The organism is Pedococcus sp. 2YAF34 (assembly GCF_052114585.1).
Taxonomy (GTDB): domain Bacteria; phylum Actinomycetota; class Actinomycetes; order Actinomycetales; family Dermatophilaceae; genus Pedococcus.
The window spans coordinates 39402-53899 of the sequence record NZ_JBFRFA010000012.1; the positions used below are offsets into that span (position 1 = coordinate 39402).

Annotated in this window: 12 protein-coding genes; 4 read left to right on the top strand and 8 right to left on the bottom strand. The window is 71.1% G+C overall.

The window, feature by feature from the left end:
- Positions 1–64 precede the first annotated feature (64 nt).
- Complete coding sequence (locus tag AB4Z02_RS08685) at positions 65–778, top strand: phosphodiesterase (protein ID WP_441970378.1); 714 nt, start codon at positions 65–67, stop codon at positions 776–778.
- On the opposite strand, the gene AB4Z02_RS08690 is transcribed toward AB4Z02_RS08685, so the two are convergent.
- Positions 724–1002, bottom strand: a complete 279-nt coding sequence (locus AB4Z02_RS08690) for a hypothetical protein (protein ID WP_441970379.1) — start codon at positions 1000–1002, stop codon at positions 724–726. The two genes, AB4Z02_RS08685 and AB4Z02_RS08690, sit on opposite strands and share 55 nt — an antisense overlap.
- 186 nt (positions 1003–1188) lie before the next feature.
- Between AB4Z02_RS08690 and AB4Z02_RS08695 the strand changes: the two genes are divergently transcribed.
- Positions 1189–1512, top strand: a complete 324-nt coding sequence (locus AB4Z02_RS08695; protein WP_441970380.1) for a DUF2200 domain-containing protein — start codon at positions 1189–1191, stop codon at positions 1510–1512.
- Here the strand turns inward: AB4Z02_RS08695 and AB4Z02_RS08700 are convergent.
- From AB4Z02_RS08700 to AB4Z02_RS08730, 7 genes are all read right to left on the bottom strand, one after another.
- Positions 1509–3317: a SpoIIE family protein phosphatase gene (locus AB4Z02_RS08700; protein WP_441970381.1), complete on the bottom strand. Its 1809-nt coding sequence runs from the start codon at positions 3315–3317 to the stop codon at positions 1509–1511. The two genes, AB4Z02_RS08695 and AB4Z02_RS08700, sit on opposite strands and share 4 nt — an antisense overlap.
- A gap of 116 nt (positions 3318–3433) precedes the next feature.
- Positions 3434–4147: a respiratory nitrate reductase subunit gamma gene (gene narI / locus AB4Z02_RS08705; protein ID WP_056882041.1), complete on the bottom strand. Its 714-nt coding sequence runs from the start codon at positions 4145–4147 to the stop codon at positions 3434–3436.
- Positions 4147–4857: a nitrate reductase molybdenum cofactor assembly chaperone gene (gene narJ, locus AB4Z02_RS08710; RefSeq protein WP_441970382.1), complete on the bottom strand. Its 711-nt coding sequence runs from the start codon at positions 4855–4857 to the stop codon at positions 4147–4149. The genes narI and narJ overlap by 1 nt, the downstream gene beginning before the upstream one ends.
- Entirely contained in the window at positions 4854–6536 is a 1683-nt protein-coding gene (gene narH, locus AB4Z02_RS08715) for a nitrate reductase subunit beta (protein ID WP_441970383.1), read from the bottom strand. The genes narJ and narH overlap by 4 nt, the downstream gene beginning before the upstream one ends.
- Entirely contained in the window at positions 6536–10252 is a 3717-nt protein-coding gene (locus AB4Z02_RS08720) for a nitrate reductase subunit alpha (protein WP_441970384.1), read from the bottom strand. Before AB4Z02_RS08720 ends, narH begins: the two co-directional genes overlap by 1 nt.
- Entirely contained in the window at positions 10249–10839 is a 591-nt protein-coding gene (locus AB4Z02_RS08725) for a hemerythrin domain-containing protein (RefSeq protein WP_441970385.1), read from the bottom strand. The genes AB4Z02_RS08720 and AB4Z02_RS08725 overlap by 4 nt, the downstream gene beginning before the upstream one ends.
- Positions 10832–12052 carry an MFS transporter gene (locus AB4Z02_RS08730; protein WP_441970386.1) on the bottom strand — a complete coding sequence of 407 codons (1221 nt, stop codon included), beginning with the start codon at positions 12050–12052 and terminating at the stop codon, positions 10832–10834. The genes AB4Z02_RS08725 and AB4Z02_RS08730 overlap by 8 nt, the downstream gene beginning before the upstream one ends.
- Positions 12053–12497: 445 nt before the next feature.
- On the opposite strand from AB4Z02_RS08730, the gene AB4Z02_RS08735 reads away from it, so the two are divergent.
- A complete protein-coding gene (locus AB4Z02_RS08735) occupies positions 12498–12929 on the top strand; it encodes an Hsp20/alpha crystallin family protein (RefSeq protein ID WP_441970424.1) in 432 nt (143 codons plus the stop codon).
- 180 nt (positions 12930–13109) lie between these two features.
- Entirely contained in the window at positions 13110–14486 is a 1377-nt protein-coding gene (locus AB4Z02_RS08740; RefSeq protein ID WP_441970387.1) for an extracellular solute-binding protein, read from the top strand.
- The last annotated feature ends 12 nt before the right edge of the window (positions 14487–14498 follow it).

The window sequence follows — 14498 nt, forward strand, 5'->3', positions numbered from 1 at the left end:
TACGGCATCGGTAGGGCACGTGGTGGAGTCCTGCAGACGTGCTCGCCCGGGGTTACGGTGGCGGATGCGTGTTCGCCCCGGCCGTCCTCGACCCACCCTTCCCGCCGCCGCGGTCGCCATCGCCGGGCGAGGCCTCGGGCTCCTGTCCTGGGCGGCGGCACTCCTTCGGCGCAGCAAGCCGCTGCACCCTGTCGGCGTGGTGGCCGGCGCGGTCCTCACGGTCGACCCCGCACCCGTCGCCAGCGGTTCCCCGCTGCTCGACCGGCCAGGCGGGCGACGCTGCCTGGTGCGGGCCTCCTACGCCGTCGGCACCGGCCCCGAGCACACTGACATCGAGGGGTTCGCCCTCCGCGTGCTGCCCGTCGACGCCGACGACGCCCGCAGTGACCTGCTCTTCGCCAGCACCGGTGTCGGTCGGTGGACCCGCCACCTGCTCGTCCCGCGGCGACCGGGCCGCCACGGTGCGCAGACGACCCTGCTCCCCGTTCGTGCGGCAGGGCGCCCCCTGCTCGTGCGCCTCGACCCCGTCGACCGCCTCACCCAGCCGTGGCCGGCGCGGTACGTGCTGTCGTGGTCGCACGGTCAGGGCACCTGGCACCGGTTCGCCACGCTGGCCGTGGCATGGGACGGCGTCGATGACGCCCCCGACCGCTTCGACCCCGTCGCGAACCCGCTGCCGGGCACGACGCAGTACGCAGCCGTGGCCAGGCTGCGCGAGCCGGCCTACCGGTCCGCGCGCCTCGCGCGACCGTCGGCGGGCCGGCTCCCCAGGGCGTAGCCGAGGCACCCGGCCAGCAGCACCAGCCCGAGCACCGCGCCGGCCCACGCGACGAGCTCACGGTCGCTGACCACGCTTGGGAGCCGTGACTGCTCCGACAGCGGGGCGTACGCGAACCAGCCGAAGGCCGTGGTGTGCGCGTGCACGGCCAGCACCGTGCACGTCACGAGGACGACGAGCCCCACCGCGGCCACGGCCGCCAGGCGGCTTCGACGTCTCCCCATACGAGGACCGTAGTGGCAGGCGCGGTCGCGGGTCAGCGCCTCTGGGCGGGTCGCCGACGCCGGCTCCCGGAGTAGCATCGCCAACGTCCGCGAAGCACTGGCCGGGCAGCGCGGGAACGCACCAGAGGGGGGCGAGCGATGGCGACGCAGCAGTCTGAGAACCGCCGGGCGAAAAGGGTCTTCGCCATGAGCCTCGCCTCGGTCTACCCCCTCTACCTGGCCAAGGTGGAGAAGAAGGGCCGCACGCAGGCGGAGCTCGACGAGGTCATCGCCTGGCTCACCGGGCTCGACGAGCCGGCGCTGCACCGCCACCTCGAGTCGGGCACGACGTTCGAGGCGTTCTTCGACCAGGTCGAGCTCAACCCGCGCGCCTCGGCGATCACCGGCACGGTCTGCGGGGTGCGGGTGGAGGAGGTCGACGACCCACTCATGCAGAAGATCCGCTACCTGGACAAGCTGGTCGACGAGCTGGCCAAGGGCCGACCGCTCGAGAAGGTCCTGCGCGCCTAGAGCGGACGCCCGGGGTGTCGGCGCAGGGCCACCGCGGCCACGTCGTCCTCGTGCGCGTCAGCGCCCATGGTGGCCACGGCCAGTCGCAAGCCGCTCCCCAGGTCGTCGCCCGTCAGCGAGGCCAGGGCCGCCGTGAGCCTCTCCCTGCCCTTGTCGATGTCCTCGGTACGCCGCTCGATGAGCCCGTCCGTGAACAGCACGACGGTGTCGCCGGAGCAGAACCTCACGACGTGCCGACGCCGCCCGCCCTCGAGGACCGCGAGCGGCGGACCGTCGGCGCTGGGCAGCTGCTCGACCGAGGAGTCGGCCCGCAGCAGGATCGGCGCCGGGTGGCCCGCGTTGGCGATGAGGAGCTCGTCGCGCGCCGGGTCGACCAGGACGTAGGCGAGCGTGACCAGCTGCTCGTTGCCGTACTCCGCGAGCATGTGGTCGAGCTTGGCCAGCACCACGTCGGGCAGCGGGTCGGTGGCGATGTAGGCCCGCACGGACGCCCGCATCTGCGCCATCGACGCTGCGGCCTGGACGCCCCGGCCCATGACGTCCCCGACGAAGAGGGCGACGCGGCCACCGCTGAGCGCGATCACGTCGTAGAAGTCACCGCCGACCTCCGTGCGTCCCGACGCGGTGTAGCACGCGGCGACGTCGCACCCTGCGACGACGGGCAGTCCCGCCGGCAGCACGGCGTGCTGCAGGCGGACGGCCACGGCCAGGGTCTCGCTGTGCAGCTCGGAGTTGTCGATGGACACCGCGGCGCGACGGGCGAGCTCCTCGGCGAACTCGAGGTCGTCCTGCACGTAGGCCTGCTTCGACTCCGCCCGCACCCAGGTGATGACGCCCAGGGTGCGGCTGCGCGCGACGAGCGGCACGGTGATCGCGCTGTACAGCCCGAGCTCGCGGGCGATGCGCAGGTGCTCCTCGTCACGGGCGGCGGCGACCAGCAGCTCGTCGGTGATCTCGGGGATGAGCTCGCTGGCGCCGGTGCGCATGACCTGCCAGGGACCGTTGGTGGCGGCGGGGTCGGTGGGGTAGCGCTCCGCGAGCTCGTGGGCGTACTCGACCTTCGCCGGGTCGACGTGGGCCACTGCCAGGCGCCTCAGCCGGTCGTCCTTGACCAGGTCGATCGCGCACCAGTCCGCGAAGGTGGGCACCGCGAGCTCCGCCACCCGCGTCAGGGTCGCCTCGTAGTCGAGGCTGCTGGCGAGCTCGGCCGACGCCTCGGCCAGGAACGACAGCTGGGCCTGCCGGGCGGCGGCGTCCGCCTCGGCCCGGATCCGCAGCAGCGCCTGGGCGCAGCTGTCGGCCAGGATGTCGAGGAAGTCCAGCTCTGCCGGCTGGAAGTCGCGGCGCCCGGGAAAGGACAGGCTGACGGCCCCGATGGTGCCCGTCGCGGTGCCGAGCGGCAGGACGAGCAGCGACCGGTCGCCCCGGTCGATGCGCGGGGTGTCCGGGAAGGCATCCACGATGGCGTCGCGACCGACGAGCATCAGGCGCCTCCCCGACCGGATGACCTGCGTGGCCGGGTTGGCCATGGACATGGGGTAGGTGGCGTACGCCTCTGCGTCGCCCTCGTCACCCCCGCGCAGCCCCAGGAGGCGCACGACGTCGGGGCCGACCAGGAGGTTGAGCGAGGCGATGGTGGCACCGACCGCCTCGGCGATGTGCTCGACGACGATCCGGGTGACTGCTTCGGCGGTCGAGGCACGGATCAGCTCGGCGGTCACCCGCGCGAGCCCGGTCAGGCGGCCGTCGAGGGACGCGTCCGCGCGGTCGTCGGCGGTCGGCTCCTCGCGCGACCCGACTGCCATGTCGCCATGATGGCAGGCCCGGGCCGACCGGAGCAGGGGTTCGCCCCGAACCCGACCCGGACCCGACCCGGCTCCGACCCGACCCGGCTCCGAGCCGGCTCTGAACCGGGTACGGCTCAGCGCTCCCAGCCCCGCGCGGGCGCCCGGGTGCCGCGGGAGGCCTCGTCACGGCTGCGGTAGACGATGTAGGGCCTGGTGAGGTAGCCGACCGGGGCGCTGAACACGTGCACGAGGCGGGTGAACGGCCAGAGGGCGAAGAGGCTGAACGCGACCAGCGCGTGCAGCTGGAACCCGAACGGTGCCGAGGAGATCAGCTCCGAGCGCGGCTGGAAGGTGAAGATGCTGCGGAACCACAGGGACACGCCGTCGCGGTAGTCGTAGTCGCCGAAGATGCTGCTGGCCACGGTGTTCCACATGCCGAGGAGGATCACCGCGGCGAGGAACACGTACATCAGCTTGTCCATGCGGGTCGTCGCCATGAACACCGGCCCGACCGTGCGGCGCCGGTACACCAGGATCGCGAGCCCGGCGATGGTCGCGACGCCGGCGATGCCGCCCAGGCTCACGGCCAGGAAGTGGTAGACGCCCTCGCTGACGCCGACCGCCTCGGTCCAGCTCTTCGGCACGATGAGCCCCACGACGTGGCCGCCGACGACACCGAGCAGCCCGAAGTGGAACAACGGGCTGCCCCAGCGCAGCAGGCGGTTCTCGTAGAGCTGGCTCGACCGGGTGGTCCAGCCGAACTTGTCGTAGGTCCAGCGCCAGTAGTGGCCGACGACGAAGACGGCCAGGCAGATGTAGGGGAAGATCACCCAGGCCAACGTGTCCATCAGGGTGCTCCCACGGGGATGGTCGGGCCGAGCTCGACGGACTCGCTCGGTCGGGGGTTGAGGCGGGGGTCCAGCGCGTACGGCGCGAGGTCGAGCCCGACCTCCTCGGCCGGCGGGCCCTGCGCGACGAGGGCGGCGAGCTTGTCCGCGTCCTCGCCCCGTAGCTCGGGCAGGGTGGCCACCAGGGCCGCGACGACGTCGTGCCAGGGGGAGTCCTTGTCCGCCAACGCCATCCGCAGCACCTCGATGCCCGCGCGGTGGTCGTTGAGCAGCTGCCAGGCGACGTCCTTGTCGTACGACGCCCCGAACTCCAGCACCACGGCCAGGTGGTCGGGCAGCTCGTCGGCCTCGAGCTCGACGCCCGCGCGGCGGTAGGCCTGCTTGAACTGGACCAGGGCCAGGCCGCGCTTGCGGGTGTCGCCGTGCGCGAAGTACGTCAGGTAGAGGCAGCCGCGGCGGGTGACGTCGAAGGTCTCGACGTAGTCGCGCTGCAGCTCACCCACGGGCGTGGCCGAGGCGGTGCGCAGGAACGCCTGGAGCGGGTCGCGCACCGGGGTCGGCAGCGAGGCGACGGCGCCGCCCAGCACCGGCAGTCGCTCGTGCCACTCCTCGGTGGGGTAGTCGAGCAGGACCGAGACGACCTGCCACGTGGCTGCGAGGTCGCGGTCGCGCAGGCGCGGGCCCGGGTGGCGGTTGCGGCGCGGGCTCACTGCTGGTCCTCCGGCGGCTTCTTGGGGAACAGGCCCCGCGGGGAGCCCTTGCCGTCCCAGTTGAGGAGGTTGACCCGGCCCCGCGTCCGATCCCGCCCCGGGGCGTCGTCGCCGCTGAGGTCGTCGGCGGTCTGGCGCTGCTTGAGCATCTGGAAGTTCTCGACGGCCACGGGTGTCAGCTCGCCCGACCCCTCACCGAACGGGCCGGACTCGCCCATCATCCCGGGCCCGCCCTCGTAGTCGAGGGAGCACTCGGTGGCGAGCTCCTCGAGCGCGTGGGCCTGCTCCGCGTGGGCGGTGGGGATGACGTAGCGCTCGTCGTACTTGGCCAGCGCCAGCAACCGGAACATGTCGTACATCGACTCCCCGTCCATGCCGACCGCCTCGGGGATCGAGTCGTCGGGGTCGCGGCCGAGGTTGATGTCGCGCATGTAGGAGCGCATGGCGGCGAGCTTGCGCAGGACCGCCTCGACCGGGGCCGGGTCGCCTGCGGTGAACAGGTTTGCGAGGTACTCCACCGGGATCCGCAGCGTCTCGATGGCGGCGAAGAGGTTGCCGCGGTCCTCGGCGTCGTGGCCGGTGTCCCGGACCACGTCGACCACCGGCGACAGCGGCGGGATGTACCAGACCATCGGCATGGTGCGGTACTCCGGATGCAGGGGCAGGGCGACCTTGAACCGGTTGATGAGCGCGTGCACCGGTGACCGTTGGGCGGCCCTCACCCAGTCCTCGGGTATGCCGGCGCGAGCCGCCTCCCGCTGCACCTCCGGGTCGTGAGGGTCGAGCAGCACGGAGCGCTGCGCCTCGTACAGGGCGTGCTCGTCCTCGACGGACGCTGCCTCGAGGACACGGTCGGCGTCGTACAGCACCAGGCCGAGGTAGCGCAGCCGGCCGACGCACGTCTCCGAGCAGACGGTCGGGATCCCGACCTCGACGCGGGGGTAGCAGAACGTGCACTTCTCGGCCTTGCCGGTGCGGTGGTTGAAGTAGACCTTCTTGTAGGGGCAGCCGGACACGCACATCCGCCAGCCGCGGCACTTGTCCTGGTCGACGAGGACGATGCCGTCCTCGGAGCGCTTGTAGATCGCGCCGCTCGGGCACGAGGCGGCGCACGACGGGTTGAGGCAGTGCTCGCAGATGCGCGGCAGGTAGAACATGAAGGTCTTCTCGAACTCCATGACGACCTTGTCGGTGATGCCCTTGAGCATCACGTCGCGCTGGGCGTTGTCGTGGCTACCGCCGAGGTTGTCGTCCCAGTTGGCCGACCAGCTGACGTTCATCGGCTTGCCTGTGATGAGCGAGATTGGGCGCGCGACCGGGAAGTGTTGCTGCGCAGGGGCGTTCAGCAGCGTCTCGTAGTCGTAGGTCCAGGGCTCGTAGTAGTCCTCGATCGACGGGAGCTTGGGGTTGGAGAAGATGTTGGCGAGCTTCTTCCACCGCCCGCCGGCCCGCAGCGCGAGCCGGCCGTTGCGGCCCAGCACCCAGCCTCCCTGCCAGGTCTCCTGGTCCTCGTAGGTGCGCGGGTAGCCCAGGCCGGGGCGGGTCTCCACGTTGTTGAACCAGACGTACTCCACGCCCGAGCGGTTGGTCCACGCCTGCTTGCACGTCACCGAGCAGGTGTGGCACCCGATGCACTTGTCGAGGTTCATGACCATGGCCATCTGCGCCATCACCCTCATCAGTACTGCACCTCCTGGCTGCGGCGGCGGATCATGGTGACCTCGTCACGCTGGTTGCCCGTGGGCCCGAGGTAGTTGAAGGCGAACGACAGCTGGGCGTAGCCGCCGATGAGGTGGCTGGGTTTCATGAGGATCCGGGTGAGCGAGTTGTGGATGCCGCCGCGGCGCCCCGTCTTCTCGGTGAGCGGCACGTCGATGAGCCGGTCCTGCGCGTGGTGCATGTAGACAGTCCCCTCGGGCATGCGGTGGCTGACGATGGCCCGGGCGTTGACGACGCCGTTGCGGTTGACCGCCTCGACCCAGTCGTTGTCCCTGATGCCGACCTTGGCCGCGTCCTTGTCGGAGATCCAGATCGCCTGTCCGCCGCGTGACAGCGAGAGCATGAACAGGTTGTCCTGGTACTCGCTGTGGATGGACCACTTGTTGTGCGGGGTGAGGTAGCGCACCGACACCCCGAGCTCGTTCTGGGTGCCGATCTCGGCCTCTCCGAAGATCTGCGTCATGTCGAGCGGTGGCTTGTAGACGGGCAGCCCCTCGCCGAGCTCCTGCATCCAGTCGTGGTCGAGGTAGAAGTGCTGGCGGCCCGTGAGGGTGTGCCAGGGCTTGAGGCGTTCGACGTTGATCGTGAAGGGGGAGTAGCGGCGTCCGCCCGACTCCGAGCCCGACCACTCCGGGCTCGTGATGACGGGTACGGGTGCCGCCTGGGTGTCGGCGAAGCTGATCATCTTGCCCTCGTGCTCGGCGGCGAGGTCGTGCATCAGCTGCCCGGTGCGCCGCTCGAGGGTCTTGAAGCCCTGGGTGGCGAGGTGCCCGTTCGTCGTGCCGGACAGCGCCATGATCGTCTCGGCGACGTGACGGGCGTCCTTGAGCGACGGGCGCCCTGCGGCCGTGCCGCCGCGGACGGGACCGTTCTTGTGGAGCAGGTGCTCCACCTCGCGCCGTACGTCGTAGGTCACGCCCTTCTGCGTCGTGCCCAGCTTCTCCATGAGCGGTCCGAGAGCCCCCATCTGGTCGAAGATCGCTCCGTAGTCGCGCTCGACCACGACGAGCTTGGGCATGGTCCGCCCCGGGATCGGCTCGCACTCGCCCTTGGCCCAGTCGAGCACCCGCCCGTGGGGGGTGGCCATGGCATCGGCGGTGTCGTGCAACAGGGGCACGGCCACGACGTCCTTGCGCACGCCGAGGTGCTTGGCCCCGAGCGGTGCGAACGCCTCCGCGATGCTCTGGAAGGCGTCCCAGTCCGTGCGGGTCTGCCACGGCGGGCTGATGGCCGGGTTGAACGAGTGGATGAACGGGTGCATGTCGGTGGTGTTGATGTCGTGCTTCTCGTACCAGGTGGCGGCCGGCAGGACGACGTCGCTGAAGATCGTCGAGCTGGTCATCCGGAAGTCGACGGTGCACAGCAGGTCGAGCTTGCCCTTGGGCAGGCCGTCCTCGTCGGGCACCGCCGAGACCGAGCTGTCGGTGCCCAGCAGGTGCTTCAGGAAGTACTCGTTGCCCTTGGCCGAGGAGCCGAACAGGTTGGCACGCCACATCATCAGCACCCGCGGCCAGTTCTCCGGGGCGTCCGGGTCCTCGCAGGCGAAGCGGAGCGCACCCGACTTCAGCTGCTCGACGACGTGGTCACCGACGGGCTTCCCCGCGGCCTCCGCCTCGTCGGCGAGGTCGAGGGGGTTGCGGTCGAACGTGGGGTAGGACGGCATCCACCCGAGGCGAGCCGACAGCGCCAGCTGGTCGTGGGTGCTCATCCCCTCGAAGATCCCCGTACCCGTGGCACCCGCGAGAGAGTCGGCCGTGTAGTGGTCGTAGTGGAACTGGTCGGTGTGCAGGTACCAGTACGCCGTCTGGATCATCTGCCGCGGCGGGCGCACCCAGTCCAGGCCGAACGCCATCTGCGCCCACCCGGTGATCGGCCGCGCCTTCTCCTGCCCCACGTAGTGCGCCCAGCCACCGCCGTTGCGTCCCTGGCACCCGGTGATGGTGGTCAGCAGCAGCATGCACCGGTAGGTCTCGTCGGAGTGGAACCAGTGGTTGGTCCCGGCCCCGACGATGATCATGGACCGGCCGCCGGTGTCGGCGGCGTTCTGCGCGAACTCCCGGGCGATGCGTGACACCGCAGCGCCGGGGACGCCGGTGATGGGCTGCTGCCAGGCTGGGGTGTACAGCCCGTCCGGGTCGTCGTACCCGGACGGCCACGCACCGGGGAGCCCGTCGCGGCCCACGCCGTACTGCGCGAGGAGCACATCGAAGACGGTGGTCACCAGCCGGTCACCCACCCGTCGCACAGGGACGCCGCGGCGCACAACCTCCGACGCACCCTTGGGCAGGTCGAACCGGGGCAGGTCGACCACAGCCGTCTCGGTGGTCGAGTCCAGCAGGCTCAGGGCCGGCACCACGTCCCCGAGGTCGAGGTTCCAGCGGCCCTCGCCCTCGTCGCCGAAGCGGTCGCCGAGGGTGCCGTTCGGCACGACCGGCTCGCCGGTGACAGAGTCGACCAGGACGGTGCGGAAGGCCGCGTTCTCCGTGCGTGCCCGCTCGCCGCCGAGGTCCGCGGCGGTGAGGAACTTGCCCGGCCGCAGCGGCCGCGCGCCGTCGGTGGCGCGCCCGTCGTCAGCTGCAGGCGCGCCGTACTCCTCCAGGCAGACGAGGAAGGGCAGGTCGGTGAAGCGGCGGGTGTAGTCCTCGAAGTAGTCGACCTGTCGGTCGACGAAGAACTCCTTGAGCACCACGTGGCCCATGGCCATGGCGAGGGCCCCGTCGGTGCCGGGGGCGGCGGGCAGCCACTCGTCGGCGAACTTGACGTTGTCGGCATAGTCCGGCGCGACGACGACGACCTTCTGGCCGCGGTACCGCGCCTCGGCCATCCAGTGGGCGTCGGGCGTGCGGGTCACGGGGACGTTCGAGCCCCACATCACGAGGTAGCCGGCGTCCCACCAGTCACCGGACTCCGGGACGTCGGTCTGGTCTCCCCAGATCTGCGGCGAGGCCACCGGCAGGTCGGCGTACCAGTCGTAGAAGGACAGCATCGAGCCGCCGATGAGGGAGGTGAAGCGGGCGCCGGAGGCGTGGCTGACCATGGACATCGCCGGGATCGGCGAGAAGCCGGCGATCCGGTCAGGTCCCCAGGCCTTGATGGTGTGGACGTTGGCGGCGGCGACCATCTCGGCCGCCTCGGTCCAGGTGGCACGGACGAGGCCGCCCTTGCCACGGGCGGCCTTGTAGCGACTGGCCTTCTCGGGGTCGCCGACGACGTCGGCCCACGCCAGCACCGGGTCGCCCAGCCGGGCCTTCGCCTCCCGGTACATCTCCAGGAGCACCCCGCGCACATAGGGGTAGCGGATCCTGGTGGGGGAGTAGGTGTACCAGGAGAAGGCGGCGCCGCGCGGACAGCCGCGCGGCTCGTACTCCGGTCGATCGGGACCGGTGGTGGGGTAGTCGGTCTGCTGCGACTCCCAGGTGATGATCCCGTCCTTGACGTAGACCTTCCACGAGCAGGAGCCGGTGCAGTTGACGCCGTGGGTCGAGCGCACGACCTTGTCGTGGCTCCACCGGTCGCGGTAGAACGCGTCGCCGGCGCGGCCGCCCTTGGCCGTCATCGTGCGCCCGTCGGCGGACACCTCCGCCCGGGTGAAGAAGCGGCGCGTGCCCACGAGGGCCTCGGTGAGGGGCCCGTCGATCCCGGGCCCGCTGGACGTCGACCTGCTCGTGGTGGTCAAAGGACGGCGCCTCCTGCTCGGCGGGTCAGGACAGGGTCGTGCGGGTGGTCGTGCGGGTGGTCGGGCGGGTGGTTGTGCGGCTGGTCGTGCGCGTGGCCGTGGCGGTCGGACGCCTCGGTCCGGGCAGCGGAGAGGCCTGAGCCGGCCAGCGCGCGGGCGGCCTCCACCGAGGCCCACCCGGACTCGTCGAGGACCGACAGTGAGGCGGGGAAGAGCCCGTCCTGCTCCTTGAGGATGTGGTCGCGCAGGCGCTCCATGGCCTCCAGCAACCGGGGAAGCCAGCCAGGGCCGGGGGAGGTCGGGGACGCGGCTTCGGCCAGGACCGTCTCGATCTCACTGTGCTCTCGCTGGAGGACAGCGATGTGGCCGAGGAAGTCGTGGGCCAGGTGGGGGAACAGGCCGTGCTCCTCGACCGCGGTGTGGGGTCGCAGGATGGCGCTGATCCGCCGCGCCACCACCGCTGCCCCGTCGACATCACCCTCACGGACGGCCACCCGGACGTGGGCGATCTCGGCGACGACGGCGTCGTGCTCGCGGGTGAGCTCGGCGATGGCAGCGATGTCCTGGCAGCCGCAGTACTCACACACGGGCGACACCGACCTCGCGGGCCCTGGCTGTCGAGCGGACGATCGTCAGCGACAGGGCCAGGCACCCGAGGGCCACCAGCGCGAGCAGGACCAGCCCGAGGCCGTAGGAGCCGCGGCTGGCGTAGACGCTGCTCATGATCAGCGGAGGCACGAAGCCGCCGAGGCCACCGGCCGCCCCGACGAGCCCGGTGACGGAGCCGACCTGTGCGGGCGGCGCGCTCCTCGCCACGAGCGCGAACGTCGCACCGCTGCCGGCTCCGAGGGCGGCGGCCATCGCGAGGAACGCGATGGTGCCGACCGGCATGAGGTCGGGGGTCGTGGCCTGCAGCGCCGCACCGGCGGCGACGACCGCGAACACCCAGGCCAGCACGGTGACCGCGCCGACCCGGTCGGCGAGCCAGCCGCCCACCGGGCGCATCACCACGGCCAGGACCACGAAGCCCGCCATCCGGTTGGCGGCGTCGGCCTGCTCGAGGCCGTAGGCGGTCTTGAGGTAGGCCGGCAGGTAGACGGAGAAGGCGACGTAGCCGCCGAAAGCGATGGCGTAGAGGACGCACGCCTGCCACGCGATGGGCAGCCGCGCGGCAGCCCCGAGGCGGCTCAGCACCGAGGTGGTCGGGACCACGCGCCCCGGTGCGTCGCGAAGGAAGAGCCAGGCCAGCGCTGCATACGCCACGAGCGCGAGCGCGGTGATGAGGAAGGGTGCCTTGTCGCCCACCTCGGTGACCAGGCGCACGGTGGTCAGGGCGCTGACCGCGGTGCCGCCCATGCCGGCGCCGAAGACGCCGATCGCGAACCCGCGCCGCTCGGGCGGGAACCACGCGTTGACGAGCGGCACCCCGATGGCGAACGCGGTGCCGCCGATGCCGAGGAAGAAGCCGCCGACGAGCAGCCCCGCGAGAGAGTCCTGGCCCAGCAGGCCGATGAAGAGCACCGGCACGACGGTCGCCAGAGACACGATGGGGAACATCACCCGGCCGCCGAAACGGTCGGTCAGGGCGCCTACGGGGATGCGACCGACCGAGCCGACGATGACCGGGACGGCCACCACGAGGGCCTGCTGCCCCGAGGACAGCGCGAGCAGGTCCTTGAACCGCGGCCCGAGCGGGCTGAGGAGGGCCCACGCCCAGAAGTTGATGGCGAAGCCGGTCGTGGCGAGGACCAGCGCACGCGTGGGCGTGCCCGCCGAAGTGGCGGTGGCGTGCTCCCTCATCGCTCGTCCTCCCTGCCGGAGTGCCGCGCTGCTCTCACCTTCGGCCCCTTTCTAGCCCAAAATCGCTCGAATAGGGAGGCCTTCCACGACCTCCGCCCAGAGCCTCGCGGCAGCGCGGGGCCGGTACGCGGGACCAAGGGCCCGACTTCGTCCCGCCCCCGGTTCGGCCCGCCCGCCCGGCTGGTCAGCGCGCCCGTGGCCGGCCCTCTGTGCCGCACGCAGCTCCCGGTTCTGGGCCCCGAGGTCCCGAACCATGCCGATGCCGGCAAGGTTCAGCCCGGCCTGGAGCAGGTCACGGATGCGCCGCATGCGATCGAGCTCGTCGGCTGGTACTTGCGTCCAGCTCTGCCAAGTGCTAGAAGAAATCTATACCAGATGCCACAGATCGCGGCCCGATCCGTGGCAGTGGAATGCATCAGGACCAGAAATGACGGAGGTGGAGACGATGCTGATGCAGACCGACCCGTTCCGAGAGCTGGACCGGCTCACCCAGCAGGTGTTCGGCACCCACGGGACGATGGCCCGCCCTTCGGTGATGCCGATGGATGCGTGGCGCGACGGCGACGTGTTCCACGTCGAGTTCGACCTGCCGGGCGTCGACCCGGACTCGATCGACCTGGACGTCGAGCGCAACGTCGTCACGGTGAGGGCGGAGCGTCCCTCGCGTGCCAGTGACGCGGAGGCCATCGCAGCGGAGCGGCCCCGGGGGGTCTTCAGCCGGCAGCTGGTGCTGGGGGACAACCTCGACACCGAGCACATCTCGGCGCAGTACGAGGGCGGGGTGCTGAGCCTGCAGGTCCCGGTGGCGGAGAAGGCGAAGCCGCGCAAGATCGCGATCACCGGCACCGCCCAGGGGCGTCGGGAGATCCACGCCTGAGGTGAACAGGGAGGTGCCGGGAAGGGCGCCCGCCGGCTGCCGGTGGGCGCCCTTCGCGTGGCGGTCTGCACGGGGCCGCTGCGGGGCGCAGGGCGAGAGGCGTTTCTCCACCGGAGGGCGGGGTAAGAGCCGCGGGAAGGGGCTGTCAACCAGGGTGGCCCTGCGACGGAGGTGCCCTCGATGACCCGCAGACGACTCGCCGTCCTCAGCCTGGTGCCGATCCTGCTCGCCACCGGCTGTGCCGGCGTGGGGAGCAAGAGCTTCGGCGGGGGCGACAGCTCGGGGAAGTCCGGCAGCACGTGGTCCGGGACCCCGTCCGGCAAGCTCAACATCATGGGCTTCGGGGGCGAGGACGAGGTGGCCCAAGCCCGCATCAGCGCCTTCCAGAAGGCCTACCCGGACGTCAGCGTCACCCACAACAAGGGTGACTTCGACGCCCAGCAGTTCCTCACCGCGCTCGCCAGCGGCAACCCGCCGGACCTCGTCTACATCGACCGCAACCTCATCGGCACCTACGCCGCGAAGGGCGCCCTCCAGCCGTTGTCCGACTGCGTCTCGGGCCAGCAGGTCGACACCGGGCAGTACCGGCCGGCGGCCATGCGGTCGGTCACCTACAAGGACAAGCCGTATGGCATCCCGGAGTTCTACATCGTGTCCGTCGACCTCGTCGACGCCAAGACGGTCAAGGCGGCCGGCCTCACCGTCGACGACATCCAGACCAAGGACTGGGCCGCGCTGAAGGCGACCTCCGCCAAGCTCTACGAGGGCTCGGGCATCAAGATCAAGCGGATCGGCTACGACCCCAAGCTGCCCGACTCCTTCCCGCTGTGGGCTGCCATCAACGGCGCCGAGATCGTCAAGGCCGACGGGTCTCCGAACCTCAACGACCCCAAGGCCGTCGAGGCCCTCGACTTCGCCCTCGGTCTCGTGAAGGACCAGGGCGGCTGGGGCAACTTCAAGGCGTTCCGCGACTCCTACGACATCTTCGGCGAGAAGAACCCGCTCACGGTTGGCTCGATCGCGGCCTTCCCCATGGAGAACTGGTACGTCAACGTCCTGCGCGACTCGCGCAAGGCCGGCCTGCAGCTCGGCGCCGCCCCCATCCTGGGTCGCGACGGCAAGCCGGTGAGCACCCTCGGCGGCCAGGCCTGGGCGATCCCGAAGGGCGCCAAGAACCCCAAGGCCGCGTGCGCCTGGGCCAAGACGATGACCACGACGGACACCTGGATGAAGGCCGCCGAGGCGCGGATGGCGACGGTGAAGAAGGACGGCAGCTTCTTCACCGGTCTGTTCACCGCCAACAAGCAGGCCGACGACCAGATCCGCGAGAAGTACCTCACCAAGGCCCCCGACGCCGGCTTCGAGCAGGCCATCCAGGCGTTCTACGCCACCCTCGACTCGGCCAAGGCGCTCAACCCCTCCCCGGCGGGCGCGGAGATCGACGCGGCGTGGAAGAGCGGCGTGGCCCGGGCCCTCGGTGGCCAGTCCGCCAAGGCAGCACTGGACCAGGCGCAGAAGGAGGCCCAGGCGGCGTACTCGAAGGTCTCCGGTGGGTAGAAGAGCCTCCCG